At 39.9% G+C, this 20278-nt stretch carries 20 protein-coding genes and 1 tRNA gene; 3 read left to right on the top strand and 18 right to left on the bottom strand.

Going from position 1 to position 20278, the window contains the following annotated elements; genetic code table 11:
- The first annotated feature begins 15 nt into the window (after window positions 1-15).
- Window positions 16-192, top strand: a complete 177-nt coding sequence (locus tag LACDD01_RS11540; protein WP_017369403.1) for a DUF2929 family protein — start codon at window positions 16-18, stop codon at window positions 190-192.
- 36 nt (window positions 193-228) lie between these two features.
- Here LACDD01_RS11540 and LACDD01_RS05840 read toward each other — a convergent pair whose 3' ends face one another.
- The 8 genes from LACDD01_RS05840 to LACDD01_RS05875 form a co-directional block, all read right to left on the bottom strand.
- A complete protein-coding gene (locus LACDD01_RS05840; RefSeq protein ID WP_061413689.1) occupies window positions 229-846 on the bottom strand; it encodes a sugar O-acetyltransferase in 618 nt (205 codons plus the stop codon).
- Between the two features lie 104 nt (window positions 847-950).
- On the bottom strand, window positions 951-2555 hold the full coding sequence (locus LACDD01_RS05845) for a CTP synthase (protein ID WP_061413691.1): 1605 nt from the start codon (window positions 2553-2555) through the stop codon (window positions 951-953).
- A gap of 482 nt (window positions 2556-3037) precedes the next feature.
- Window positions 3038-3580 (bottom strand): TIGR01440 family protein, encoded by a 543-nt coding sequence (locus tag LACDD01_RS05850; protein WP_061413693.1) that lies wholly within the window; start codon window positions 3578-3580, stop codon window positions 3038-3040.
- Window positions 3561-4043 carry an ECF transporter S component gene (locus LACDD01_RS05855; RefSeq protein WP_061413695.1) on the bottom strand — a complete coding sequence of 161 codons (483 nt, stop codon included), beginning with the start codon at window positions 4041-4043 and terminating at the stop codon, window positions 3561-3563. The genes LACDD01_RS05850 and LACDD01_RS05855 overlap by 20 nt, the downstream gene beginning before the upstream one ends.
- Complete coding sequence (locus tag LACDD01_RS05860) at window positions 4040-4873, bottom strand: pyridoxamine kinase (protein ID WP_061413697.1); 834 nt, start codon at window positions 4871-4873, stop codon at window positions 4040-4042. Before LACDD01_RS05860 ends, LACDD01_RS05855 begins: the two co-directional genes overlap by 4 nt.
- Window positions 4866-5612, bottom strand: coding sequence for a tRNA pseudouridine(38-40) synthase TruA (gene truA / locus LACDD01_RS05865; RefSeq protein ID WP_061413699.1), 747 nt, complete (start codon window positions 5610-5612; stop codon window positions 4866-4868). The genes LACDD01_RS05860 and truA overlap by 8 nt, the downstream gene beginning before the upstream one ends.
- Before the next feature lie 213 nt (window positions 5613-5825).
- Window positions 5826-6041, bottom strand: coding sequence for a hypothetical protein (locus LACDD01_RS05870; protein ID WP_019292650.1), 216 nt, complete (start codon window positions 6039-6041; stop codon window positions 5826-5828).
- Between the two features lie 11 nt (window positions 6042-6052).
- Window positions 6053-6259, bottom strand: a complete 207-nt coding sequence (locus tag LACDD01_RS05875) for a hypothetical protein (RefSeq protein ID WP_061413701.1) — start codon at window positions 6257-6259, stop codon at window positions 6053-6055.
- A gap of 279 nt (window positions 6260-6538) precedes the next feature.
- Between LACDD01_RS05875 and LACDD01_RS05880 the strand changes: the two genes are divergently transcribed.
- Window positions 6539-6883, top strand: a complete 345-nt coding sequence (locus LACDD01_RS05880) for an XRE family transcriptional regulator (RefSeq protein ID WP_019292652.1) — start codon at window positions 6539-6541, stop codon at window positions 6881-6883.
- 11 nt (window positions 6884-6894) lie between these two features.
- On the top strand, window positions 6895-7485 hold the full coding sequence (locus LACDD01_RS05885) for a hypothetical protein (protein WP_019294176.1): 591 nt from the start codon (window positions 6895-6897) through the stop codon (window positions 7483-7485).
- 157 nt (window positions 7486-7642) lie between these two features.
- On the opposite strand, the gene LACDD01_RS05890 is transcribed toward LACDD01_RS05885, so the two are convergent.
- From LACDD01_RS05890 to LACDD01_RS05935, 10 genes are all read right to left on the bottom strand, one after another.
- Window positions 7643-7716, bottom strand: a tRNA-Arg gene (locus LACDD01_RS05890).
- A 63-nt stretch (window positions 7717-7779) separates the two neighbouring features.
- Window positions 7780-9153 (bottom strand): LCP family protein, encoded by a 1374-nt coding sequence (locus LACDD01_RS05895; protein ID WP_061413703.1) that lies wholly within the window; start codon window positions 9151-9153, stop codon window positions 7780-7782.
- 96 nt (window positions 9154-9249) lie between these two features.
- On the bottom strand, window positions 9250-9765 hold the full coding sequence (locus tag LACDD01_RS05900; RefSeq protein ID WP_019292884.1) for a GNAT family N-acetyltransferase: 516 nt from the start codon (window positions 9763-9765) through the stop codon (window positions 9250-9252).
- Complete coding sequence (tsaE, locus tag LACDD01_RS05905) at window positions 9762-10217, bottom strand: tRNA (adenosine(37)-N6)-threonylcarbamoyltransferase complex ATPase subunit type 1 TsaE (protein WP_061413705.1); 456 nt, start codon at window positions 10215-10217, stop codon at window positions 9762-9764. Before tsaE ends, LACDD01_RS05900 begins: the two co-directional genes overlap by 4 nt.
- 193 nt (window positions 10218-10410) lie before the next feature.
- A complete protein-coding gene (gene glmM / locus LACDD01_RS05910) occupies window positions 10411-11772 on the bottom strand; it encodes a phosphoglucosamine mutase (protein ID WP_019292887.1) in 1362 nt (453 codons plus the stop codon).
- A 22-nt stretch (window positions 11773-11794) separates the two neighbouring features.
- Window positions 11795-12757 carry a CdaR family protein gene (locus LACDD01_RS05915; RefSeq protein WP_061413707.1) on the bottom strand — a complete coding sequence of 321 codons (963 nt, stop codon included), beginning with the start codon at window positions 12755-12757 and terminating at the stop codon, window positions 11795-11797.
- Complete coding sequence (gene cdaA, locus LACDD01_RS05920) at window positions 12757-13584, bottom strand: diadenylate cyclase CdaA (protein ID WP_019292889.1); 828 nt, start codon at window positions 13582-13584, stop codon at window positions 12757-12759. The genes LACDD01_RS05915 and cdaA overlap by 1 nt, the downstream gene beginning before the upstream one ends.
- 114 nt (window positions 13585-13698) lie before the next feature.
- Window positions 13699-17346, bottom strand: a complete 3648-nt coding sequence (gene nifJ, locus LACDD01_RS05925) for a pyruvate:ferredoxin (flavodoxin) oxidoreductase (protein ID WP_156468494.1) — start codon at window positions 17344-17346, stop codon at window positions 13699-13701.
- A gap of 269 nt (window positions 17347-17615) precedes the next feature.
- A complete protein-coding gene (gene pgmB / locus LACDD01_RS05930; RefSeq protein ID WP_061413711.1) occupies window positions 17616-18293 on the bottom strand; it encodes a beta-phosphoglucomutase in 678 nt (225 codons plus the stop codon).
- The gene (locus tag LACDD01_RS05935; RefSeq protein WP_061413713.1) at window positions 18286-20277 is read right to left on the bottom strand and encodes a glycoside hydrolase family 65 protein; all 1992 of its coding nucleotides are present in this window, start codon (window positions 20275-20277) and stop codon (window positions 18286-18288) included. Before LACDD01_RS05935 ends, pgmB begins: the two co-directional genes overlap by 8 nt.
- Between the last annotated feature and the right edge of the window lies 1 nt (window position 20278).

Below are 20278 nucleotides of genomic sequence, written 5' to 3' on the forward strand. Positions count from 1 at the left end.
GAAAGAAGAATTATTATGAAAGTACTTGTAACTCTTTTCTGGTCAGCCGTTATCGGCGAAGTTGTAGGTTACATCATGACCGCACTCGCTGGGGTAGCTGACAAGCCGTTTAGCACTTTGGTTGTCTCACTGGTATTCGGACTTTTTGTTTTACTCATTAGTAAAGTCGGAGTTGTGGAACCAAAGCATTAATCTCTCTTTCAAAGACCGATCAAAAAAAGCAGGTTTTTAATCTGCTTTTTTTGTGTCATAATAATCCTTTTCTTGTAGCTCCCAATACTCTTGATCTGTCTCACTAATTTCTCTTAAAATACGTGCCGGATTTCCCACAGCGATGACATGTGCGGGCAGATCTTTAGTAACTACTGCTCCTGACCCTACAATCGTTCCTTCGCCAATACTAACACCTGGATTCACAATCACACCTGCACCGAGCCATACACGATCACCAATAGTGATTGGTTTTGCATATTCAAGCCCTCGAACCCGAACAGCTGCATCGATAGGATGCAATGGTGTAATCAGGCTTACGCGAGGTCCAAACATCACATCGTCTCCAATAGTGATTGGTGCAACATCCAAAAAAATACAATCCACATTGGCATAAAAATTTTCACCAATGTGTGTGTTAAAACCATAATCGACTTGAAGTGGCGGATTCACATAAATAGATTTTCCTGTACTCCCAAACAATTGTTTCTCTAAAGCAATAATTTCTTTTTGATCCATTAGGTTGGTTTGATTTATCTTTTGGACAAGTACTCTTCCTGGTTGTGGATCATACTCTTTTTCAATCTTAGATGCTCTATAAAGTTGTCCTGAAATCATACGTTGATACTCTGACATGGCTTCTCCTCTCAATATTGCATCCAGTATATCAAATTATGATAGGAAAAAATATTAAAAAGTAAGCACTAAAAAAATCCCCAACTTAAGTAGGGATTTTTATTTTACATGTTTTCCACTGCAGCTTTAACAAAGGCTTGATAAAGCTCTTCTGGACGGTTTGGACGTGATTGTAATTCTGGGTGATATTGACAAGCAACGAAGAATTTTTTATCGGTTAACTCAACGATTTCGACCAAACGGTTGTCTGGGGAAACACCAGAGAATGTAAAGCCTGCCGCTTCAAATTGTTCACGATATTTATTGTTAAATTCATAGCGGTGACGGTGACGACGTTGAACGACATCCGCATCGTTATATGCCGCACGTGCTTTAGTGTTTGCTTTTAGTTTTGATGGGTAGAGTCCTAAGCGCAAGGTTCCTCCCATGTCTTCAACATCAACTTGGTCACGCATGATATCGATAATTGGATATGGTGTTTCTGGGTTTAATTCGTAAGAATGTGCCCCTTCCATGCCGAGAACATTGCGCGCAAACTCCACGCATGTCATTTGCATACCCAGACAGATCCCCAACATTGGAACGTCGTTTTCACGTGCATAACGTATAGCCGAAATTTTACCTTCTGATCCACGTTCACCAAACCCGCCAGGAACGATAATACCATGTGCATCTTTCAAACGTGCAGCAGCATTGCTATCGTCCAAGTCATTGGCATTTACCCAGTCCAATTCGATATCGCTGTCTGCTGGGTATCCGGCATGTTTCAATGCTTCTGTCACTGAGATATATGCATCTGGTAATTCTACGTATTTCCCAACCAAGGCAATCTTGACTTTTTTCTTGAGGTTCATCACATGGTCAACCATTGCTGCCCACTCTGTCATATCAGCTGCAGGTGCATCAAGTTTCAAGTGATCACAAACGATTTGATCCATGTTTTGCTCTTGCAAGTTTAACGGAATTTGGTAAAGATGTTCCACATCTAGAGACTGGATAACTGCTTCAGGATCAACGTCACAGTACATAGCTACTTTATCACGCATTTCACGTGTGATTGGAACTTCTGTACGAAGCACCAACATATTCGCTTGGATACCATACTCACGTAATGTTTTTGTTGCATTTTGTGCAATTTTTGTCTTCAACTCCCCAGCTGCACGCAAGTGGAGGATTGGCACAGTGTGAATGTACATCACATTATCTGAACCAACTTCGGCTTTCATTTGACGTAGAGCCTCAATAAACGGAAGGGATTCCATATCACCTACTGTACCACCCACCTCAGTGATGATAACATCCGCATCAGTCATAGTTGCTGCACGCTTAATTTTTTCTTTTAACGTATCCGTAACGTGAGGTACCATTTGAACTGTGGCTCCAAGGTACTCCCCTTTACGCTCTTTGCGTAAAATTTCAGAGTAAACTTTACCTGAAGTTACATTTGAGTATTTATTTAGATTGATATCAATAAAACGCTCGTAGTGTCCAAGGTCAAGGTCTGTTTCAGCACCATCGTCTGTAACAAAAACCTCACCGTGTTGATAAGGACTCATTGTCCCTGGGTCAATATTAAGATACGGATCAAATTTTTGTACAGTTACTTTAAGGCCACGGTTTTTGAGCAAACGTCCCAAAGACGCTGCAACAATACCCTTACCCATTGATGATGTACCACCACCTGTGACGAAAATATACTTAGTTGCCAATGCGAAATCTCCTCTGTTTTCTATATTAAGCCTGGGAAAATATAATGGAAAAATAGTTGTTTTTATTTTTCCTAATGAGGCGCTTAGGCAAAGCTCCGTAGAGCTTGCCATCCAGCATTTAGTGGCTTTAGCCACAAATGATGGTAGCGAAACAAAAAAATAAGCTCCCTCTTGTAAGGGAGCTTCTGACTTTACCGCAAAAAGCGGTGCCCGAATATTATTCTATATGATTTTGATTTTTTTGTCAAGGTCCTAGATTTTATCTGGAGTAAAAAAGAGGATAAGAACATCTATCCTCCTTTTAGAAATTAGTGAATATCAGTAGAACTCGCGAGCAACTGGTTTCCCTCTGAGGTCATCTACTTCGACTTTAAATGTCATCTGCACCTCCCTCTTTATTGTTAAATACATTTTCTCACACTTTGCCTTCATTACCAACTCATATGCAAAATTTCCAGTGAGGCACTTATCCAGACTTTTACTTACTCATAACTTGCACGTTCCCCACCAATAAGCTTAGGACGTGATTTGAGAGCTGTGACATGCGCTCCGCCAAGTTCTTTCAAGAGAGGTCGCACAGGGATTTGGACATGCTTTACGTGCATTCCAATAGCTGTATCGCCAATATCGAGTCCAGCATATGCCGTGATATGCTCAACTTCTACTGGTGCCTTAAACAGCTTATAAGCTGCGACTTGTCCACTCCCTCCTGCATGAAGCTGTGGAACAACAGAAACGATTTCCAAATCTTTTTTGTCCGCCAATTCTTGCTCTATAAGTAAAGCACGGTTAAGGTGTTCACAAGCCTGGACAGCTAAATAAATATCCCGCGCCTTGAGTGCTTCGTAAATCGTTCCGACAATCACTTCGCCGATCTCAGCTGAGGAGTTCTTACCAATTGTACCGCCATTGACTTCGGAACTAGATAGGCCCAAGACAAAAATCTGTCCAGCTTTTATCTCTGTTTTTGCAATAACATCTTCAATAATTGTTTTTGTTTCTTCTTTAATTTGTTTTAAGTCCATGAAGAGCACCTGATTTCTTAAGAATTTCTGTAAGAAGCAAAGCAACGACAAAACCGACACTGGTTTGCACGGCATTGATTGCCATGTCTGGTAATGCCACGGCTAAACTTCCAACAATAAACATATCTGCTATAAAATAACCGCCGACCATAACCACAGTAGCCAACACGTAATTAAGTGCTTTATTTTTTGTTATAACACCTAAATAACCTTGGAGTCCATGAATGACTAAGGTAAAGAACACGTATGCCGCATATCCTGCAATAAAATCATTGAGAAATCCTGCTAGTGCACCAACAATTAGACCTTCACGTTTTCCAAGAAGCATTGCTGTCGTGAAAATACCCGCATCAAGCAAGGTAAAATAACCACCAGGAATAGGTATTTTGGTGAAATAGCCTAAGACAAATGTCAAGGCAGCTAACAAAGCCAACAGGGTTAATTTTTTAGTTGAGTACTTCATTGCTCCTGCTTTCTTTTACTTTTCAAAGTTTGCTCGAATTCTACTCCATAACGTTTGTCAGCAGACTTTGGTGTATTTTTTATTGATTTAACTACAAAGTCAACAGCTTCTCGTGTTGCTGCGGCTAAAGTTTTACCATTAGTTAACTCTGCAGATAAAACAGAACCGAAGATATCTCCAGTGCCATGATATGCACCTGGCAATTTTTCTGCCAAAACATAGTCAATCTGTCCGGTACTTCTTGCAGCCGCGGCTCCAATATATTTTTCATCAAGCATAACACCCGTCAAAACAACATTTTTTGCCCCACGTGCTTGTAATTTTTCAATGAGCATTTCAATAAATGCTTCTGACTGCACACCTTCTTGGTAAGGTGTTCCTGTTAAAAGGCACGCTTCTGTGATATTAGGCAAAAGAACATCTGCATAAGGCAAAAGTTCACCCATTTTTTCTACAAAGTGCATATCGAAAACACTATAAAGTTCCCCATGATCAGCCATGACTGGATCAATGATAGCCAGATTGTCCGCATCTTTATATATGTCAATCAAGTCTTTGAGCACGTCAATTTGTTCCGCAGAAGCCATAAAGCCACTATAAATTCCATCCATATGGAGATTTAATTCTTGCCAGGCTTGAATAATGTTGCGCATTTCATCTGTAAGGTCAAGATAAGTAAAGTTGGTAAAACCACCTGTATGTGTTGATAAAAGCGCTGTGGGCAATAGTCGACACTCTATGCCATAAGCACTAATAATCGGAAGCGCCACTGTTGAGGAACAACGACCTACGCAAGAAATGTCATGTACAGCAACAATATTTTTAGTCAAAATAAATTACCTCCTTGAGATAGAGCCCTTCTGGGGCAGCAGTCGGACCTGCTAGGTCGCGATTTTTACTTTCTAAAATCTTTTTAATTTGCGAGACAGGCATCCGCCCATTTCCTATTTTAATCACAGTTCCCATCATATTACGAACTTGTTTATAAAGAAACCCATTGCCCCGAAAAATAAATTTATAGTTTTCATCGTCTAGTTTTACAAGCTCAGCTTGAGTTATCGTTCGTATCTTATCTTCAACTGTAGCACCAGCTGCTGTAAAGCCAGTAAAGTCATGTGTACCAACCAAATCTGCTAGAGCTTGTCGCATCAAATCTTCATCAAGTTGATAGCGAAAATGTGCACGATACAAACGGTGAAAAGGACTCCGAACTTTACTGTTTTCCAGAAAATACTCATAAATCTTTTCATGCTTGTTAAAGCGAACATGAAAATCCTCTTCAACTTGTATGACTTCACGAAAGGCAATATCTGATGGGGTTTGCGTGTCCAAAGCGAAACGTAAACGTTCCTCATCTCGCTGCCCTTGTAAGTCAAAATGAATACGTTGAGCATGCGCATGCACTCCCGAATCTGTACGTCCTGAGCCATGCAATATCACAGTCTGGTGAGAATTTAATTTTGTCAAAACTTTTTCAATCTCTTCTTGTACAGTCCGTTGATTATTTTGGGTTTGAAAACCTGCAAAATTTGTGCCATCATAAGCAATCGTTGCCATATATCTAGTCATGTTTATATTATAGCAAAATCAAGTATAGATTTGTCTAACCTAATTTAGAGTTTCCCTTATTCTGCAAACTTTCTACTCTATTTTGAAAACCCTTTAATGCGACCAACCTTGCATTATTTAGGTTAGAAGCTCTTTTACACAACTATGTTATGTGTCAATATAGAGGCCAAAAATGCTCACATACGTTTTTGATTCATCCAAAGGAAAATTTTGCTAAGAAAGCCAGATGTTCTCATCATTACCATCATCAAAGCTATACCAATGCAAGGTATTGTCTGAAAAAGACTGGCCCCTACTTCTTGCTTTGCGTTCTTTACTAACTTTTGAATAGACATTTTCTAGATTAGTATCAAAACGTGCTGCAAGTTCACTGGCTGTTCCACAATCTAAAAATGCTTCTCCTCTATAAACCGCATATAACTTTTTCATCGTCTTCCTCCTTAATCATTTTGATGCAAGTTGGCAAGCATTTTTTCTCTTTGCATCTTGCGCCGCATTCTACGTTTCTCCTTACTTTCATGCTTGCGTCGCTCTATTTCTAGCTTGAGCAGTTCCTCCTCAAAGGCTAATTCTTCCTGCTTGCTTTTCCTTTGCGATATTTTAACTCTTTCTTTAGCCCTAGAGACTTTTGTTTGGATTATTGTCATATCTTTTTCCTTTCTGTACCTTTTTTCAACTCACACCTTTTATAGAACTTTTGTCTATCTCAATTTGACTTTTGTATACTAATAAGCTACAATTAATGTAGAATGAAAAACCTATTGATTGGTGTGTATATTCTTACTCACACATACCTTATAGGACTTCTTTATAAAAGTTGCAAATCTTCTTTACAAGAAATATTATAGCACATTGGTATAAATTGTCAAGCTAGAATATACCAATATGCTATAAATAGATAAAGCTATTCTGAAAGGTTAATAAATTTGGATTTATACGAAAAAATAAAAGAGTTAGCGGCCCAAAAGCATGTATCCATCAGACAAATTGAAGAACATCTGGGCTATGGTAATGGAACAATACGCCGCTGGAGTAAACAAACACCTGGTGTTGATAAAGTAACAGCAGTCGCCAAATACTTTAATGTCAGTGTTGATTATCTCCTTGGTCACCAAGAAAAAAGCAATCATCAAGAACCTATCGACCTTGCTCCTTTAGTAGACGAGAGTAAGGTTGACTGGGACGAATGGGTGTCTTTTGATGGCAAACCACTTACTGATGAAGTCAAAACGGCATTAAAACTTATTTTAGGTAAGCGTCTTGAAGACTAAGTGGGGGCTCTATGAACGAACAGGAACTAATAGAGCGTATAATCCTTGAGATAGAAAAATATGGAATTGAAGTTATCGGGGACAACTATTTTCCATTGGATGCTGTCACACATAACAGAAAAAAGATTACTATTTTTAATCCGAAAACGGTCAAGGCCTTTAAGTTGTGCCATGAGTTAATGCACATTAAGAATAATGATCGCTATCGTCTTGGAGAATGTGATACAACCAGCCCTCAGGAGAAACGAACAAATAAAGAAGCTATCCTCTTCCTCTGGGATATCTTTGTGTCCGAAGGCGGAAATTTTGAACTCTTCCAAAAATTTATCGAAATTTCTGGTTGTCCATGTGACACTTCTTTTGCGCTACTCTGTAAAGTGAACGAGGAAGTGATACACGCATTAAACAAATCAGACAGCCGAACGAAAGATTTTAGCACGATGTCGCTCAAAGAATGTGTGATTGACTACATCTCACACTTTGATGTTGTTGAGCAAATCAATACTTATCAATTTCTTGAAGCCTATAATTTGCCTTATGAGGATTATGATGCTGCCGTCGAAATTTTTAAAAAGATTTTAAAGTTGGATTACGCGTGCTAACTTTGAACTAATGCGGAGTACGCCTTTCGATATATAGTATAAAATAAAGCACTTCCCATGAAGTGCTTTATTTTTTTAATTTAAAAAGCCATCTTTTAAGCTTTACTTTTAGAACAAAAAATGCCCCGCCACGAAGGCGGAGCGAGGTTTGGCACCATGATCCGAGGGGGATTCGAACCCTCGACCGTTCGCTTAGAAGGCGAATGCTCTATCCAGCTGAGCTATCGGACCAAAATAGACAAGTAGATTTTTACACTACTTGTCTAGTCTATCATATTTTTCTAATTGAAGCAATTATTGTCCTGTATAAGGATCAACATAAGTGGTTGTACCATCTGCACTCGCACCTCCCATTCCTGGGTCAGTCGTTCCATATGCTGCGCCATCGTTTACAGAAGCCCCATAAGGATCTGGGGTAGTTGCATCAGCCTGACTTTCTTCAGAAGATTTTGTTTTATCCGATGAAGTTGGCTTATCACTTGTCGCTGCGCTACCATCTGTCGCAACATAGGTAGCAGAATTGCTGCTGTCAAGATTTACAAAAGAACCATTGACATCAATACCATAAACAGTTGACTTGCCATTTTCTGTTACTGTTGCTGAAGGCATGAAATAGGCATCAGGTATATTACCAGTTAATGTTTCGTATGTAATTAAATTATTACTTAAACTATTGCCTGTCTCTTTTTTCAGAGAGTTTCGTAAAGCGTTTTGAACGGCTAAAGTCGTATTTGTAGACAACAGCTGATAAGAACCACCATCTCCTGGATTCATATAATCAATCCCTTGATATTGAATCGAAACTACTTTATTAAAACAATCTCTATAACCTAATAAAGAAGTTAAAGTTGAGCCATTGATTGGAATATTTGTTTTGATGTCTTCACTAATATCGTCCAAGAATTTTTGATATTGAGTGATATTGTTCAATGCCAAGAGCTTCGTCACAACTGCTGAAATAACTTCACGCTGGTGTGCTGCACGACCATAGTCTCCATTAGGTAAGTGATGGCGATCACGCGAATAAACCAGCGCTTGGTCTCCATTAATGTGTTGTTTACCTGGTGGAACTTTCGCAGTGTACTCCGGCTCTGTGTCAGAGATATAAAGAGTCTGCCCAGTTGTATTGTCAATATCAATACCACCCACATCATTGACCAAGTTAACCAAACCATCAAAGTTAATCATGAGGAAGTTATCAACATTAATACCAGCCTGTTCTCCGATTGTCTTCATGGCATATTGGACACCTGTTTCCAGCCCTCCTGCATTATACCCCATCGGATAAGCGGCATTCATCTTCTGTGTCGAAACAGTATTACCCTTATTATCCAAAATGTTTGACATGACATCTCGCTCAAGAGAAACCATCGTTGTTGTGTTCGTTTTGGGATTAAGGGTCATAACGATCTGTGAGTCAGAGTTACCATCCCAGCTGGTTGATCCTCCGCGGTCAGCTCCTCCAGTATCGACACCCATGAGTAAAATTGTTAATGGCTCAGTCGCTTTGATAATTTTTCCCGCATCTGTGCTTCCAACTTCCGCATAGGTTTTCGAAAATGCTTTTGTTGTGCTATCTAAAACTGTCGAAACATAGACAGTGGCTGCTCCAGCCGTTAAGGCGATGATCCCAACGATCATCAACAGCGATTTTTTCCAAAGTTTCATAGTAAAATTATATCAAATTTCTACAAATAAACAACAGGAAATGAAAAAAGCAACCAGATAGGCTTCTTTTTTTCTATCTGATCACTCTTATTTCACTTAGAAAAATTTGACCATTTGATACACATCTATCAATTGTCCATGTTCATCGCGTGCGCCATATTTTTGGACTGTTTCAAGCTCAAAACCAAACTTTTCATATAAATGGATAGCTGCTTTGTTGCGTTTTTGAACAGTTAATTCAAGTCGCTTTATCACGTCCATCTCCTCAATCCATTCAAGGGCATCCTCAAATAAAAAAGAAGCAATACCATAACCTTGAAATTGTGAACTTACAGCAATAAAAATATCCCCAATATGGCGTATGCGATAGTGAAAATCTGCCGTAATATGTAGAACACCAGCAATTTCTTGACCAATAAAGGCTAGAAAATAAGCGTTGTTGTCCTTCGTAAGAATCTGTGTCAAGTAATCTTGCATCTGCGTGGGCGACATAAGAATCCCCGCCTCATCTAAAGTCAAAAAATGACTTTCTTTTCCTACCTGATTAAGAAAAGCAATAAGCTTTATGCTATCTTCAGGAGTTGCTTCACGAATCAGTAACTCTGTGCTCATAATTCTCCTAGTAGTGCCTCATAGCGTTGTCCATGTGGAAGAAGTTCTAAGACACGTTCAGCATCCGTTGCAAAGCCGTCCGCGTATTTATCAAATTTCACTTCTAAGTAGGCTTCAGGTAGACTTTCTCCCAGTAGCTCGCCCCATTCAATAACAGAAACGCCTTCACCAAAAAGATAATCGTCAAGGTCAAAGCTGTCAGGATCATCTCCTGCACGGTAAACATCCATATGATATAAAGGGAGCTTTCCTTCCTCGTATTCTCGTACAATGGTGTAAGTTGGGCTCTTGATCATCTGCGAAATTCCTAAGCCCACAGCTAAACCCTTCACAAAGGTTGTTTTACCTGCACCAAGTTCTCCTGTCAAAACAACAATATCTTGTGCTTGAAGAAGGCCACCTAGACGCTCTGCAAATGTGAGCATCTTTTCTTCATTAACTTTTAATTTCATAGCCTTATTATAGCACAACTCAACACGTGAACTTTAGTAATTAAATCCCGGAAAGCGGAAATGATTGTTTTTCGCTAAGTCTTGTGTGACTCTAGCAAAGTCTAAAGGAGTCTTGTCTTTGGCCATTGACTACTTCCCTCTTTCATGCAGTATGTCTGGGAACAAAAAAAGATTCCTTACGAATCTTTTTCTTTTATAGTTTTACGCCAATTTCTTCTTTGACTACGTCAACTATTGTGTCAACAACTTCATTTACTTCTTCATCTGTTGGTGCTTCAGCCATAACACGGAGAAGGGGTTCTGTTCCACTTGGGCGGACAAGGATGCGGCCTTTGCCGTTCATTTTTTCTTCCATGGCCGTAATAACTTCACGTATAGCTGGAATATCCATTGCCCCTTCTTTAGCAGCGTTATTTGCTACACGAACATTTACAAGTTTTTGAGGATAAATTGTGACTTCAGCTGCTAGTTCTGATAATTTTTTACCTGTTTCACGCATGACTTTTACAAGTTGGATAGCTGAGAGTTGTCCATCACCGGTCGTATTGTAGTCCAAGAAGACCATATGACCTGACTGTTCACCACCAAAATTGTAATTATTTTTACGCATTTCTTCCACAACATAGCGGTCACCTACAGCCGTTACTACGGAATTCATACCTGCTTCTTCCAATGCTAAATGAAAACCAAGATTAGACATTACAGTTGTAACTACGGTATCTTTTGCTAATTTCCCTTGCTCAAGGAGATACTTCCCAACGATGAACATAATTTTGTCACCATCAACGATATTGCCATTTTCATCTACTGCGATAAGACGATCCGCATCACCATCGAAAGCCAGACCAATGTCGCTTCCAGTTTCTACAACCGTATCTGCTGTTTTCTCTGGGTGTGTTGAACCAACACCGTCATTAATATTAAGTCCATTTGGATTTTCACCAATCACTGTGAGTTCGGCATTTAAATCAGCAAACACAGCACGAGCAGATGTATATGAAGCACCATTGGCTGTATCGAGTACAATTTTGTAACCTTCAAAATCGCCTTCAGCTGTTGTTTTCAAAAATGCTTGATATTTACGTACAGCTTCATTATAATCGTGTAAAATTCCCAAACCTTCAGCAGAAGGTCGTGGTAATTTATCTTCTTCAGCATCAATCAAAGCTTCGATTTCTAACTCTTTATCATCGTCAAGTTTAAAACCATCTGCTCCGAAGAACTTAATTCCGTTATCCAAGGCTGGATTATGGCTGGCAGAAATCATAACCCCTGCAGAGGCTTCTTCTTTACGGACCAAATAAGCCACTCCTGGTGTAGCAATAACACCCAAATCATAAACCTCAATCCCTACTGATAACAGACCTGAAATAAGGCTTGTTGAAAGCATCTGACCCGAAATACGTGGATCACGTGCTACATACACTTTTGGTGTTCCGATTTCATGTTGGCTAAGAACATAGCCACCAAAGCGCCCAAGTTTAAATGCCATTTCTGGCGTTAACTCTACATTTGCCTCTCCACGAACGCCATCTGTTCCAAAATATTTACCCATTTTATTCTTCTCTTTTCTTTTTTTACTTATTTATTTTTTTTACTGGAGTCATTGTTACTTCTACTTGACTAGGTTTCACACTTGCTCCATCTGCCTGTATATCGACATTTACAGTCTCTTTTTCCGTAATATTAGATATATTTACCGTCGCATCAACACTATTAATCTTATCTAGAGCACTTTGTTCTCCTGAAATGGTGACTGTCTTCTGAGAGAGAGACGTCTTCATGTCTGAAAGACTTTGGTCAAGTGTTCCCGTTTTCTTCACATTAACTGGAACTGTTTTTGACGGCTTTTCCACACTCACTTTCATTTGCACTGTCGCCGGACTGATTTGTGCGGGAAGTAATTTTCCGTCAGCATCAACTGCATGCAAGGTAACCGTACCAGAGTAATCATCATTTAAGTATGCATCACTTGGTAAGGCCGCTTGGATGGCATGGATTTGTTTGATGCTTGTTTCACCTGCTGTTACTTTGACTTTTTCTTGACTCAGCTTGATGTCATTAACTTTGAAACCATCTGGTAGCTGCGCTTGTTCAATCAAGGGTGTTACATTAAATTCAGCACTGGCTTTCTTTTCTAAGCGAACGGTCAAGGTTGTAGGTTCAATTTGTGCATTTATGCCATTAGGAAGTTGTTGGATACGTACGGGCATCGTCACTGTTCCTTCTTTTGCATTGGATAAATCCACCACAAGATAAAAGTTCCGAGAATCCGGGTTTTCTTCTGTATTAATCTGAACACGATTGTAACTTGTCAGGTAGACATTAGCAGTATTATTATAACCACTGGCAAAATATTCATCAGAATTATACTTAATTTCAATTGGTACATTGGAAATAGTTGTCGTATAAACTTCTCCAGTTGTTGAGTTACCTTGATTTCTCAACGCAGCAGAGCTTGCATTAAAGAATAAAATTACTGCAAAGAAAATAGAAGCTAAGATTGTAAAAAGTTTTGAAGCGAAAAAATTATTTCTCATTATTTTTTGCCTCCTGTTTCTTCTGGTCCCAAAATAGCGATAAGTTTTTCATGGAACACTTCTTTTGAAATATCCGCGTACAACTCACCATTATAAGCGATAGATATTCCTCCTGTTTCTTCCGAAACAACAAGAACTAAAGCATCTGAAGATTCTGATAAACCAATAGCTGCACGATGTCGTGTCCCAAACTCTTTGGATATTCCCGTTTTCTCAGTTAAAGGAAGGTAGGCACTGGTTACAGCAATTTTATCATCTTGAATAATCACTGCCCCATCATGTAAAGGCGTATTCGGGATAAAGATATTGATGATTAACTCACTGGAGATATCTGCATCTAATCTTATCCCTGTTGAAGCATACTCACTCAGAGTTTGTGTTCGCTCAATAGCAATGAGTGCTCCAATTTTACGCTCAGACATATAGGCAAAAGATTTTTCATATGCCTCAATATAGCTATTGATAGACCGATTGCGTCCACCGGATAACCGATTGGTCGTCCGACCTAACCCTTCCAAAGCTCTACGTATTTCTGGTTGAAAGATAATAACACCGGCAATCGCACCATAGGTAATTACTTGATTGAGTAGCCACTCTAAAGTGGTCAACCCGATCAAACCAGCAACTATTCTTATGAGAACAAAAATAATAACACCACGTACTAAGCTGACCAGCTTTGTGCCTTGTACAAAACGCATAGCTAAATAAAGAAAAAAGCTTACAATAGCGATATCGATGATTGAAATGAACACACGCCAAGGCGATTGGTTTAACTCCAATATTTTTTGCCAGAAGTCAAGATTAAAAATTTGACTAAAATCACTCACATACTGCCCTCCTCACTGACTTATTCTTTACTATTATACCAAAAATACATTTCTTTATGTTATCTCCCACATAAAGAAAAAGCGACCTACACTAAGTTGCCGCTTTTCTCTTTTTTATTTTGCTTGACGTGCAGCTTTTCGTGCAGCTCGTCTTGCCTCACGCTCAGGATCTACTGGGCGTTCTTTTCTTTCTCTTTTTTCACGAACTGGCTGCGCAGCTTTTTTATCCGAAGCTTTTGCTTCACGAGCAATAAATTTTTCGTAATCCCCTGACATTCGGGCATACCGTAAGAATTTTTTCTTCGCATCTGCCGCAGCTTTTGCATAAAGCAATTCTGCTTGCTCTGCATTGACCTTCATAAGATTGGCAAAGCGAGACTGTTTCACCAACAATTCTCTGACTTGTCCAAAATCTGGACGTTTAAAATCTAATGTCAGAGGATTTTTTCCAACTTCTTCAAGTGCTGGATTGTAGCGGTAAAGTTGCCAATATCCACTGTTTACTGCAGCTTTTGCTTCATCAAGCACCTTGCTCATTCCCTCATAGTTTCCATGTGTAATACATGGTGTATAGGCAATAATTAGAGAAGGGCCCTTATGTTTTTCCGCTTCATCAAAGGCTTTGATTGTTTGCATCATGTTTGCACCACTTGCGATTTGAGCGACATAAACATTGCCGTAAGTCATAGCCATAAAGCCAAGATCTTTCTTCGCAGCAACCTTTCCGCCAGAAGCAAACTGCGCAATCGCACTTGCCGGTGTACCTTTGGAAACCTGTCCACCTGTATTGGCATAAACTTCGTTATCCATAACGAGGATATTTACATCTGCACCGCTGGCAATAACGTGATCCAATCCACCAAATCCAATATCATAGGCCCAGCCATCGCCACCAAAAATCCACTGTGTAGGTTTTACAAATTGGTCTTTTTCATTATATATTTCTTGTAGCAGAGCTGAATTTTCTTTTTCCTCTTTAAGCACGGCTTTGAACTTTTCAGCACGTGCTCTTGTACCTTCAGAATCTTCCAGGTGCTCCAGCCAATCCTCAGCTAACTGTGCTAAGGTATCCGACATTTCAGGTAGGGCTACCTTAACCTGTGCTGCAAGTTTTTGCCGTCTTGTTTGACTCGCAAACCACATACCATAACCGTATTCAGCATTATCTTCAAAGAGCGAATTTGACCATGCTGGACCTTGCCCAACATTATTTGTGGCATAAGGGGCAGCCTGTGTCCCCCCATAAATAGAAGAACACCCTGTGGCATTGGAGATCATCATACGATCACCAAACATCTGTGTAAGCAGTTTGATATAAGGCGTTTCCCCACAGCCAGAACACGCACCAGAAAACTCAAAGAGTGGTTGGTTAAACTGTGTAGCAGCGACTGTACCAGAGCGTGCTGGATTTTCTTTTTGCTTAAGTGTCATCCCAAAAGCCCAGTTGATGGCTTGAGTTTTTTGACTTTCATAAGGTACCATTTTTAGGGCTTGCCCTTTTTTCGGACAAGCTTCCACGCAGAGTCCACAGCCTGTACAATCCTCTACGGAAACTTGAATCCGGTACTTCAGACCGTCTTTGCCACGGTAATCCATCACACTGAAGCCTTCTGGCGCCACATTCCATTCATCTTCATCTGCGAGGAAAGGACGAATGGCAGCATGTGGACAGACAAAAGAACATTCGTTACATTGCGTACAAGCAGCGCCATTCCATTCGGGAACTTCCAAAGCAATGCCTCGTTTTTCAAAGGCAGAAATCCCTAGCGGACTACTTCCTGCTGCTACATTGGTAGCCACATCCTGAACAGTTAATTGATCACCTTCAAAGGCATTGACCTTATCTAAAAAGTTGAAAACATAGCGTTTACGGGCTGTATCTGCCGGAGCGGCTTTGGTAACTTTTTCTTCTGTGTCAGCCCATGAGGTAGGTACTTTTACTTCATGTAAATGATGCAGAGCTGCTTCCATAGCTTGTAAATTTTGCTCTACAATCTTTGGCGATTTACGGGCATACTTCTGTGCATCCTCTTTAAGAATCGCATAGACCTTATCAAAGGGCATAATGTTGGTCAACTTAAAGAAAGCAACTTGCATGATGGTATTAATGCGTCGTCCCAAACCAGTGGTTTGTGCAATTTTAGCAGCATCGATTGTGTAGAAACGAATCGCATTTTTCGCAATATACTTTTTAAGCTGGGCAGGTAAATTTCGATCAAGTTGTTCATCTGTCCAGCTTGTATTGAGGAGGAAAATCCCTCCAGGGCGCAAGCCTTTTGTTAAATCATATTGGCGCACATAAGTTGTATTATGGCAGGCTACAAAGTCAGGATGCGAAATCATATACTCCGACTGAATAGGACTGTCACCAAAGCGCAAATGACTTACGGTCAGTCCACCTGATTTTTTCGAATCGTACTCAAAGGCACCTTGAACATATTTGTCCGTATGGTCACCAATGATTTTGATAGCAGCTTTATTTGCACCCACGGTCCCATCTGAACCAAAGCCCCAAAATTTTGCTTGATAAGTATCTGCTGAAGTGAGATCCAAGTTCCCTGCAAGCGGTAAGGAAAGATGAGTCTGATCATCATCTATACCGATAGTAAAGCTTTTCTTCACAGATTTATTTTTCAGCTGCTCGAAAACTGCCACGATGTGCTCTGGTCGCGTATCTTTACCACCTATACCGTAACGTCCACCAATAACAGAAATATTTTGCTCAAACAGCAAATCTTTAATATCGAGTAAAAGAGGCTCAGCATTACTTCCTGCTTCTTTTGTCCGGTCAAGTACGGCAAGTGAAGTCACCGTTTTAGGTAATTTTTCAAGAAAATTTTCTGAGGGAAATGGACGGTAAAGATGGATATTCAAAAAGCCTACTTTGCGCCCTTGATGATTCAGGTAATCAACAGTTTGTTTAACTGTTCCGGCAACAGATCCCATACTTACAATAACTTCTTCGGCATCTGGTGCTCCATAGTAATCTACCAGATCATAGTCCGTCCCACGCAAGTGATTTATTTCCCGCATGTATTTTTGCACGAGTTGAGGAAGTTTCTCATAATATGGATTGACCGTTTCACGCTGTTGGAAATAGATATCAGCATTCTGATTGGTTCCTGACACAGTTGGATGGTCTGGATTCATCGCACGTTGACGGAAAGCACTTAATTTCTCTTGATTAATCAATTTTGCTAGGTCTTCGTAATCCAGAACATCAATTTTTTGGATTTCATGTGAGGTGCGAAAACCATCAAAGAAGTTTAAAAAGGGCACCGATGCTTCAATTGTTGTCAGGTGGGATACAGCTGACAAGTCCATAACTTCTTGGACGCTAGATGCTGCTAACATGGCAAAACCTGTGGAACGCGCTGCCATAACATCCGAATGATCGCCTGAGATATTCAGTGCACCTGTTGCAATAGCACGTGCTGCCACGTGGATAACCCCAGGAAGAAGTTCGCCTGCCATCTTATACATATTGGGCAACATCAGTAAAAGCCCCTGAGATGAGGTAAATGTTGTTGCTAGAGCTCCAGCTTTTATGGCACCATGCAAAGCTCCAGCAGCACCTGCTTCTGATTGCATCTCGCTCAGTTTAACAGGTTGTCCCCAAATATTTTTGCGGCCCGAAATCGACCAAGCATCTGTATAATCAGCCATTGGTGAACTTGGCGTAATGGGGTAAATCATTGCAATTTCAGAGAAAGCATACGCAACATGTGCGGCTGCCATATTTCCATCCATAGTTTTTTTCATGATAAAGTCCTTATGTAAAAGCATTTATTTGGTTTTTCATCAGAAAAAACGGTGTCATTTGTTTTTTCTGTGGAAATATTCCTGAAAATCCAAGAGCTCTTACGCTTAAATTTTTGACTACTTCTATTTTAGCACTTTTAATTATAGGCTCCATGAGTGATGAGTGTCAAACACTTTTGACAAAAAGAGTGTTCACTGTAAGTAAACCACAACTTTCCTAGCCTCATTTTCATAGGTAAAAGCCAACACATAATAATAAAAAGGTACTTTTAATAAGCACCTTTATTTTTCTCCCAAATTTCTGTCAAATAATTTAAAGTTAGGCAGTCCGTCTGAGGCACTAAAGTAATGTCGGAGCCCAAGTCTTCCGCACGCCCTACTCCAACAGGTAAACTTCCCGCAGCTTTAATAGCTGTAATTCCTGCCTGTGCATCTTCAATTCCAATGGCTTCTTCTGGAGAAATACCAACTCCTGCTGCTGCCGCTTGGAAAATATCTGGTGCTGGTTTTGAGGCTGCAACCTTTTCTGGATTTGCTATAAAATCAAAATAAGGGGTTAATGCCATACGCTCCAAAAGTATCGGACCATTTTTAGAAGCTGAAGCCAAAGCAATTTTAATATCACAGCCCTTTAATTCTTGCAGCAACTCTAAAATCCCTGGATAAACGTCTGCTGGACTGACTTTTTGAATCATCTGTAAATAATTGTCATTTTTCCGTTTTGTTAGTGTGGCAAATTCTTCCATAGAAAAATCATTTTCTCGGTTTCCTAAAGATAATATTTTCCTCAAAGAATCCTCTCGTGAAACGCCTTTGAGTTGTTCATTAAATGTACGATCGACTCCCTCAATTCCTAGTTCCTCTGCTAAAATTCGCCACGCCTGATAATGGTATTCTGCGGTATCTGCAATCACCCCGTCAAGATCAAATAAAACTGCTTTAAACATGCTCAATTTCTCCAATTTCAAATATTTTAGTTTGTCCTTTGAACTTAATCTTAAATCTAAGCCCTTTTATCTCCTTTGGGAGATTATTTTTGACAGCAAAGCCATCAGCTGTAAGATGTAAACCTGCAAAGCCGTAGATTAATCCTAGCCAAGAGCCTCCCATATTGGCCGCGTGAATGCCATGGCTGGCATTCCCTTGCAGGTCAGTCAGGTCCATTGTAGCCGCATCTTTAAAGAATTCATAAGCTAAATCATGACGTCCTAAATGGCTCGCGACAACACCATAAACCGCACGTGACAAGCTACTGTCATGGGTGGTCATTGGTTCATAATAATCAAAGTCCCGCCCCATTTGTTCACGCTTTGTTTCATCGGCGAAAATCATATGCCCAAGTAAAGTATCCGCTTGCTTTAAAACCTGATGTTTATAAATTTTCATGGGATGATAATTAAGCAGTAAGGGATAATTTTCTGAAGGTGTATCTTCAAAATGCCAGACTTCTTTCGTCAAGAAAGATTCATCTTGCGGCGTAATACCAGCTTCATTGACAGGTACAAAATACATTTTCTGAGCCGCTTCAGCCCATAATTTACTCTTCTCATCTTTATCACCAAATTGTTGAGCAAGTTCGGCAGCGTATTTCAAGTTTTGTTGGGCCATTTTATTCGTATAGTAATTATTATTAACCAAAGCTGTATACTCATCTGGTCCAGTGACTTCGTGAATCTCAAAACCTCGTTTTGAAAAGAAACCGTAAGATAACCAAAAATTGGCCGTTTCATAAATAACTGATTTGGCTGTTTCCATAAAGACATCATCACCTGTGACTTTATGATAAAGTCTAAAAGCATGTGCAATGTCTGCATTTATATGAACTTGTCCTGTGCCTGCTGGAAAGTAGGCTGAGGTTTCTTGGCCTGAAATTGTCCGCCAAGGATATAAAGCACCTTTAAAATCAAGCTCTGCTGCTCGCGCTTGTGCGGCAGGTAAAATATGTATACGATAGGTTAGGAGTTGCTTAGCCAGTTCTGGCTGCGTGTGAATAAAGAAAGGTAATAAGTACATTTCAGTATCCCAGAAATAATGTCCTTCGTATCCCTCACCTGTCAGACCTTTCGCTCCAAAGTTCGTCTTTCCATCTCGACCAGCAGAGTTGAACAGATGAAAAAGATTTACTCGAATACCTTTTTGCAGCACATCATCCCCGTTGATTTCGATATCGGAACTCTCCCAGAAGGCCTTAAAAATATCAATTTGTTGCTTTTTCAATGCTTCATAAGAATGTGTCTCAAAATGATTGGCCTTCGATATTTGGTAAAGCTGTGTCAGGCTAACATCCTGACCTTCTCTCAAATCAATTGTCCCTTCAAAAGCATCGAACTTAACATAAATTTTCAACTGACTATTTAAAGTTTGGTAGCAATTTCCTTCTTGGTGCATTTGTGTGCTGGCTTCACGCACCCGTGGGTCAAATGCTTTCTTAGGTTGCGGCTGAATTAACCGTGCCTTTTTCGTAATCTTAGCTTGACCAGAGAAATTCAGTGCTGATATTGTCCAGTATTGGGCATACACTTGCCGATCTGCATGACTTGCAAAGGATTCTAAACTCAGCATAATTTGTTTCCCTGAAACTGTTTCATAAACAAACTTTTCATGAAGTAAACCTGTTTGCATATCTAGACAGCGCTCTTGATTTTTTAAGACTTCAAGCACTTCACCATCTATTTCGATATCGATTCGTCGTAAATCAAACAGTTTTATCATTGTTTCATGATGTTTCGCATAACCATAAGCATTTTCTCCATAAATAATTTCATGTTTTTCATAAAATCCATTTACAAATACACCCGGCGTAGCTTGTGCTGTGGCTATTGGCTCACTGGCACGTATCCCCATAAAACCATTAGCTTGGGCAAAGAGAGTTTCAATATTTCCTGAAGAATGGTTGCCTAAGTCCTCAAGTCGTAATTCAAAATTTTTCATT

The organism is Lactococcus sp. DD01 (assembly GCF_001578715.1).
Taxonomy (GTDB): domain Bacteria; phylum Bacillota; class Bacilli; order Lactobacillales; family Streptococcaceae; genus Lactococcus; species Lactococcus petauri.

Bases quoted from the DNA above. Each gene is read 5' to 3' on its own strand.
- LACDD01_RS05855 (WP_061413695.1), bottom strand. From the start codon at position 4,043: ATGAAGTACTCAACTAAAAAATTAACCCTGTTGGCTTTGTTAGCTGCC.
- LACDD01_RS11540 (WP_017369403.1), top strand. From the start codon at position 16: ATGAAAGTACTTGTAACTCTTTTCTGGTCAGCCGTTATCGGCGAAGTT.
- tsaE (WP_061413705.1), bottom strand. From the start codon at position 10,217: ATGAAATTAAAAGTTAATGAAGAAAAGATGCTCACATTTGCAGAGCGT.
- LACDD01_RS05850 (WP_061413693.1), bottom strand. From the start codon at position 3,580: ATGGACTTAAAACAAATTAAAGAAGAAACAAAAACAATTATTGAAGAT.
- LACDD01_RS05895 (WP_061413703.1), bottom strand. From the start codon at position 9,153: ATGAAACTTTGGAAAAAATCGCTGTTGATGATCGTTGGGATCATCGCC.
- nifJ (WP_156468494.1), bottom strand. From the start codon at position 17,346: ATGAAAAAAACTATGGATGGAAATATGGCAGCCGCACATGTTGCGTAT.
- LACDD01_RS05840 (WP_061413689.1), bottom strand. From the start codon at position 846: ATGTCAGAGTATCAACGTATGATTTCAGGACAACTTTATAGAGCATCT.
- LACDD01_RS05935 (WP_061413713.1), bottom strand. From the start codon at position 20,277: ATGAAAAATTTTGAATTACGACTTGAGGACTTAGGCAACCATTCTTCA.
- pgmB (WP_061413711.1), bottom strand. From the start codon at position 18,293: ATGTTTAAAGCAGTTTTATTTGATCTTGACGGGGTGATTGCAGATACC.
- LACDD01_RS05900 (WP_019292884.1), bottom strand. From the start codon at position 9,765: ATGAGCACAGAGTTACTGATTCGTGAAGCAACTCCTGAAGATAGCATA.
- glmM (WP_019292887.1), bottom strand. From the start codon at position 11,772: ATGGGTAAATATTTTGGAACAGATGGCGTTCGTGGAGAGGCAAATGTA.
- truA (WP_061413699.1), bottom strand. From the start codon at position 5,612: ATGACTAGATATATGGCAACGATTGCTTATGATGGCACAAATTTTGCA.
- LACDD01_RS05875 (WP_061413701.1), bottom strand. From the start codon at position 6,259: ATGACAATAATCCAAACAAAAGTCTCTAGGGCTAAAGAAAGAGTTAAA.
- LACDD01_RS05885 (WP_019294176.1), top strand. From the start codon at position 6,895: ATGAACGAACAGGAACTAATAGAGCGTATAATCCTTGAGATAGAAAAA.
- LACDD01_RS05915 (WP_061413707.1), bottom strand. From the start codon at position 12,757: ATGAGAAATAATTTTTTCGCTTCAAAACTTTTTACAATCTTAGCTTCT.
- LACDD01_RS05870 (WP_019292650.1), bottom strand. From the start codon at position 6,041: ATGAAAAAGTTATATGCGGTTTATAGAGGAGAAGCATTTTTAGATTGT.